We start from the raw sequence: 5,238 nt of genomic DNA on the forward strand, positions 1-5,238 counted from the left end.
TTAACCAACCTGTCGGGTCAGTACACCTAACTCGCCAATTCCCCCGTTCGGTACAGACACGCCGTGTGCCCAACAGGGGAATTGGCGAGATGGGTCCGGGGGTCAGGCCAGGCGCTGGAGCATCGTCTGCATCTGCTGGATCTGCTTGAGCTGGGTCACGTTGATCTCGGCGGCCACCTCGCTCACGGTCTCCTCGCCCGCGACATCGCCGTGGTCGCCGACCATGGCGAGCGCCCCCTCGTGGTGGGCGGTCATGAGCGTGAGGAAGAGGCGGTCGGCTGCCACCCCCGACGCCTTCGCGAGATCGGCGAGCTGCGCAGCCGTCGCCATGCCCGGCATCCCGTCGTGCGAGTGGTCCCCGAGCCGGGGGTTCGTCGCCTGCGGCGGCACCTCCTGCTTGCGGTCGGTGAGCCATCTCGCCATGTACTTGATCTCCGGGTCCTGCTCGTCGGCGATGCGCGACGCGATCGCCTTGACCTGCGTGTCGGTGAGGCGCGGCATCGCCGTCTCGACCATGACGATCGCCTGGGCGTGGTGGACGATCATGTCCTGGAAGAACGTCACGTCGCCCGCGGCCACGGTGGGCCTGGGTCCGGCGGTCGCCGCCGCGCTTCCGCTCAGGGTCGCGTTGGGCTCGCCCGGCAGGCCCGGCTGGATCACCGGGTCGGTGGAGGTCGGACCCGGGGTCCCGGGCACCGGCTGCGGCTCGTCCCCGCTGCAGCCGGTGAGCCCCAGCATGACGACGAGCGAGAGCGTTGCGAGGGCGCGGAGGCGAATGGGCATGCGCCGCACTGTAGTTGGCCTCTCTGGACACCCACGTTGTCCGGACCGGACAGAACTTGTCAGTAGGAACTTTCTTACCTCCCCTTTACCCAACGTGTGGGCTTCTTCGGTCAGCATGGGCGCACCGCACATTCATCTGGGGCAGTCGCATGCCGGACTGGCCCGACGGAGGAGGAACCATATGAGGCTTTTCCGCACAGTGGGAGTCGCGGCTGTCGCCGCGCTCGCCGCGAGCGGCTGGGGCGTGGCTTCGGCCGGCGCCGCTGACGTCGAGCCCGAAGCGGTCGGCAAGTCCGGCACGCAGCTCGCACCCGACCAGATCGGACGCAGCAAGAACGTCCAGCACCTCTTCAACATCCCCCACATCACCCCCGTGGACAGCACGGGCAGCGACATCACCTTCTCGGGCGACAAGGCGTTCGTGGGCAACTACGACGGGTTCGTCATCTACGACGTGTCCACTCCGGCCTCCCCGAAGGTGCTCTCGCGGGTGCTCTGCCCGGGCTCGCAGAACGACATCACCATCTCCGGCGACCTGCTCTACCTCTCCACCGACTCCTCGCGCAGCGACACCTCGTGCGAGTCGACGACGTCGCCGACGACGCTCAAGGCGTCGTGGGAGGGCATCAAGATCTTCGACGTCTCCGACCCGACCAACCCGGTCTACATCAAGGCCGTCGAGACCAAGTGCGGCTCGCACACCAACACCCTCGTCCCGAGCGAGAAGAGCGACTTCATCTACGTGTCGTCGTACTCCCCGCGGGCCGACTACCCGGACTGCCAGCCGCCGCACGACTCGATCAGCATCGTCGAGGTTCCCAAGGCCGACCCGACCTCCGCGAAGGTCGTCGCCGAGCCCAACCTCTTCCCCGACGGTGGCAACCCCGGCGGCCGCAACGAGGCGGGCAACTCGTACTCCGCGACGACCGGCTGCCACGACATCACGGCCTACCCGTCCAAGAAGATCGCCGCGGGCGCCTGCATGGGTGACGGCGTCATCATGGACATCTCCAACCCGGTCGCCCCGAAGGTCATCGAGACGGTCCAGGACACGACGAACTTCGCGTTCTGGCACTCGGCCACCTTCAACAACAAGGGCACCAAGGTCATCTTCACCGATGAGCTCGGTGGCGGTGGCCAGGCCACGTGCAACGCCACGGTCGGTCCGACCCGCGGCGCCAACGGCATCTACGACCTGTCGGCCGACAACCAGCTGACCTTCAAGTCGTACTACAAGATCCCGCGCCACCAGAACGCCTCCGAGAACTGCGTCGCCCACAACGGCTCGCTCATCCCGCTCAACGGGCGCGACGTCATGGTGCAGTCCTGGTACATGGGTGGCACGTCCTTCTGGGACTTCACCGACTCCGAGAACCCGCGTGAGATCGGCTACTTCGAACGTGGCCCGAACGGCAACGTCGGTGGCGGTGGCGGTGGCACCTGGTCGTCGTACTACTACAACGGCCACGTGTTCTCGTCCGACCTCGGCAAGGGCTTCGACGTCCTCAAGATCACCGACCCCAGCCTCAAGAAGGCTGCCGACGTGAAGATGGACGAGCTCAACCCGCAGAGCCAGCCGGTCTACCAGACCCGCTGACACCTTCGCACCTTGAACGCCCCAGGGTGCTGAAGGACCGGCCGTCCGTGCCTCGTGCACGGGCGGCCGGTGCGCGTCCGCCGTCGGCTCTCTCCCGAATCTCGCGTTTGTGACTAGTAGTTCTTACCCTCCCTTTACCCGCCTTCACGCACTTTTGGGCCATGATGACGTGACCCGAATGGACGTCTTGACTGAGACATCAGCCGAGATGTCCACCCCCTGTGGAGGAGTCCCACCATGAAGGTTTGGCCCACGGCCTTCTTCGCTGCCCTGCTCACCTGTGCCACGACGCTGCTCGCCCCGCCCAGCGCGGTCGCTGCGACGGCGTGGGTGGACTACCCCTTCTTCCGTGACAGCGTCCCCGTGTACAACGCTCTGGGGGTCTCGGGCACCACGACGGCGGCTCACCGCTGGGAGGTGGGGACGGGAATCGACCTCGTTCCGGTGTCCTCCGACCCGTACCGAGGGATCACCATCAGGTGGAGCTCGGCCAGGTCGGGAACCAAGGTGGGAGGCTGGGTCGAGGTCGGCAAGTGGTACCAGACCGGGCCGAACGGGGGCTTCGAGATCGGCGACTGCACCGTCAACGTCAACACGAATGTCGGTGGCGTCGGTCGTCCGTACGGCAAGTGGCTCGCTGCCATCGTCTCCCACGAGGTCGCGCACTGTCTCGGCCACTGGGACCACGCCGCCTACCCCCACATCATGCGGCCGTTCATCTCCAAGAACGAAGCCCTCGCCGGCACGGCCTGGATTCCCACCGCCACCGACCTGGCTCGCATCCGGGTCGCGTACACGACCAACTGACCAGACCCGCACGGCCGGTCCCGGGCCGGGTCCGCCCCGGCACGGTCGTCCCCGCCTCGTGCGCGGGCGACCGGTCGTCGCGTATGCCGGGATACTGGTCCGCGTGAGCACCGCACCTGAGCGCCCCGCCGGACCTGAGCGCCCCACCGGACCTGAGCGCCCCGCCGGACCGGACCGGACCGCAGGTCCGGATCGGCCCCCCGGAACGGACGGCATACGGATCCGTCCGGCACGGACCTCGGACGTGCGCGCGATGCGTGGCCTCGTGGCCCCGCTCGCCGAGCAGCGGGTGCTGCTCCAGAAGGAGGCGGTGGCCTACTACGAGTCGGTCGGCGACTTCGTCGTGGCCGAGCGCGACGGTGAGGTCGTCGGGTGCGGCGCCATCCACGTCCTGTGGGAGGACCTCGCCGAGATCCGCACGCTGGCCGTCTCGTCGGCGGCGCTCGGGCACGGCATCGGGTCACGCATCCTCGAGCGGCTCGTCGCGCGTGCGGGTGAGCTGGGCGTGGAGCGACTGTTCTGCCTCACCTTCGAGACGGACTTCTTCCGCCGGCACGGGTTCACGCCGATCGAGGGCCAGGCCGTGGAGCCGTCGGTCTACGCCGAGCTGCTGCGCTCCTACGACGAGGGCGTGGCCGAGTTCCTCGACCTCGAGCGGGTCAAGCCCAACACCCTGGGCAACACCCGCATGCTCCGCGTGCTCTGACCCCGGGAGCACGGTCGCCGCCCTCAGGCGCGGGCGCGGCGGACCTGCACCGACAGGAGGAGCACGACGACGAGCAGCCCGCTGATGACGCCGAACCCGACCTCCGGCACGAGCGGGAGCGCGATCCCGAGCCCTCCGCCGACCACCCAGGCGATCTGGAGGACGGTCTCGGACCAGGCGAACACGCTCGTGCGGACGTTCTCGGCGACGTCACGCTGGATGATCGCGTCGGTGCTGAGCTTGATGACCTGCGAGCAGAGGCCCGCGCACAGGCCGAGGACGAGCAGGGTGACCAGGGAGTAGGCGAGCGACGTCGCGAGCGCGGCGCCGACGATGACGAGCAGCGCCACGGCGACGATGCGGTCCGGCGGCAGCCGGCGCGCGGCGTTGCCCACGACCGTCCCGAGCGCGTTGCCGGCACCGGCGGCGCCCACGACGAGGGCCAGGACGAGGGTCCCGCTGTGGCCGGGGATCGGGTTCTCGCGCATGAGGAAGGCCATGAAGAGGGTGAGGAAGCCCGTGAGCAGCCGGCCGCCCATGGCGCTGACGAGCGCGGCCCGGACCGACACCGGCAGGGCGAGGACCCTGGCCCGGAGCCCGGCCGCTACACCGGCGACCCGGCCACCGGGCTCGTCGAACGGCACGAGGTCGCGGGACACCGGCCGTGGCGGGGGGCGGGCGTCCTCGATGTCGACCTCGCCGACCGAGGAGTCCACCCGGGCCGGCAGCATGACGGCGAGCACGGTCCCGAGCACGTAGATGACGAACGCCAGTCGCAGCGACCACTCGGGTCCGATCCGCGCCAGGGCGCCGGCGAGGCCGCCGCCGACGGCCATGCCCGCGACCCCCGCGAGGGCGATCCGGGAGTTGGCCCGGACGAGGGTGAACCCGGTCGGGAGGAGCCGGGGGATCGCCGCGGACCGGGTCACCCCGTAGGCCTTGGACGCGACGAGGCACCCCAGGGCCGCCGGGAACAACCACGGCGAGTCCGTCGCCACCGCGCCGGCCAGCACCCAGCAGAGGAACGCCCGCAGGGCGAGCGTGGTCCCGATGGCCCAGCGCCGCCCGTGGCGGAAGCGGTCGAGCAGCGGCCCGATGAACGGCGCGAGCAGCGCGAACGGCGCCATGGTCAGCAGGAGGAACTGCGCCACCTGGGCCCGGGCCTCGTCGGTGGGGATCGCGAAGATCGTCCCGGCGAGGCTGACCGTGAGCGCCGCGTCGGCGCAGATGTTGACGAAGTGGAGCTCGACGAGCCGCGACAGGCCGCTCTCGCCGGCCCCCGACGAGCGGGCGAACGCGCGGGCCCGCTGGGTCCCGGCCCGGCCGCCGCGCCCGGCGAGGCGGG

The 5,238-nt window shown here is 69.8% G+C and carries 5 protein-coding genes; 3 read left to right on the top strand and 2 right to left on the bottom strand.

Going from position 1 to position 5,238, the window contains the following annotated elements:
• Positions 1–102 precede the first annotated feature (102 nt).
• Positions 103–783, bottom strand: coding sequence for a DUF305 domain-containing protein (locus N801_RS18465; RefSeq protein WP_035940779.1), 681 nt, complete (start codon positions 781–783; stop codon positions 103–105).
• Positions 784–964: 181 nt separating this feature from the next.
• On the opposite strand from N801_RS18465, the gene N801_RS18470 reads away from it, so the two are divergent.
• From N801_RS18470 to N801_RS18480, 3 genes are all read left to right on the top strand, one after another.
• Positions 965–2,380, top strand: coding sequence for an LVIVD repeat-containing protein (locus tag N801_RS18470; RefSeq protein ID WP_035940780.1), 1,416 nt, complete (start codon positions 965–967; stop codon positions 2,378–2,380).
• A gap of 237 nt (positions 2,381–2,617) precedes the next feature.
• Positions 2,618–3,187, top strand: coding sequence for a hypothetical protein (locus tag N801_RS18475; RefSeq protein WP_035940781.1), 570 nt, complete (start codon positions 2,618–2,620; stop codon positions 3,185–3,187).
• Between the two features lie 214 nt (positions 3,188–3,401).
• Positions 3,402–3,893 carry an amino-acid N-acetyltransferase gene (locus tag N801_RS18480; RefSeq protein ID WP_035940783.1) on the top strand — a complete coding sequence of 164 codons (492 nt, stop codon included), beginning with the start codon at positions 3,402–3,404 and terminating at the stop codon, positions 3,891–3,893.
• Positions 3,894–3,916: 23 nt separating this feature from the next.
• On the opposite strand, the gene N801_RS18485 is transcribed toward N801_RS18480, so the two are convergent.
• Positions 3,917–5,238, bottom strand: a 1,322-nt coding sequence (locus N801_RS18485; protein WP_035940782.1) for an MFS transporter, incomplete at its 5' end; no start/stop codon positions are given.

The organism is Knoellia aerolata DSM 18566, assembly GCF_000768695.1.
Lineage (GTDB): Bacteria > Actinomycetota > Actinomycetes > Actinomycetales > Dermatophilaceae > Knoellia > Knoellia aerolata.

Bases quoted from the DNA above. Each gene is read 5' to 3' on its own strand.
- N801_RS18465 (WP_035940779.1), bottom strand. From the start codon at position 783: ATGCCCATTCGCCTCCGCGCCCTCGCAACGCTCTCGCTCGTCGTCATG.
- N801_RS18470 (WP_035940780.1), top strand. From the start codon at position 965: ATGAGGCTTTTCCGCACAGTGGGAGTCGCGGCTGTCGCCGCGCTCGCC.
- N801_RS18475 (WP_035940781.1), top strand. From the start codon at position 2,618: ATGAAGGTTTGGCCCACGGCCTTCTTCGCTGCCCTGCTCACCTGTGCC.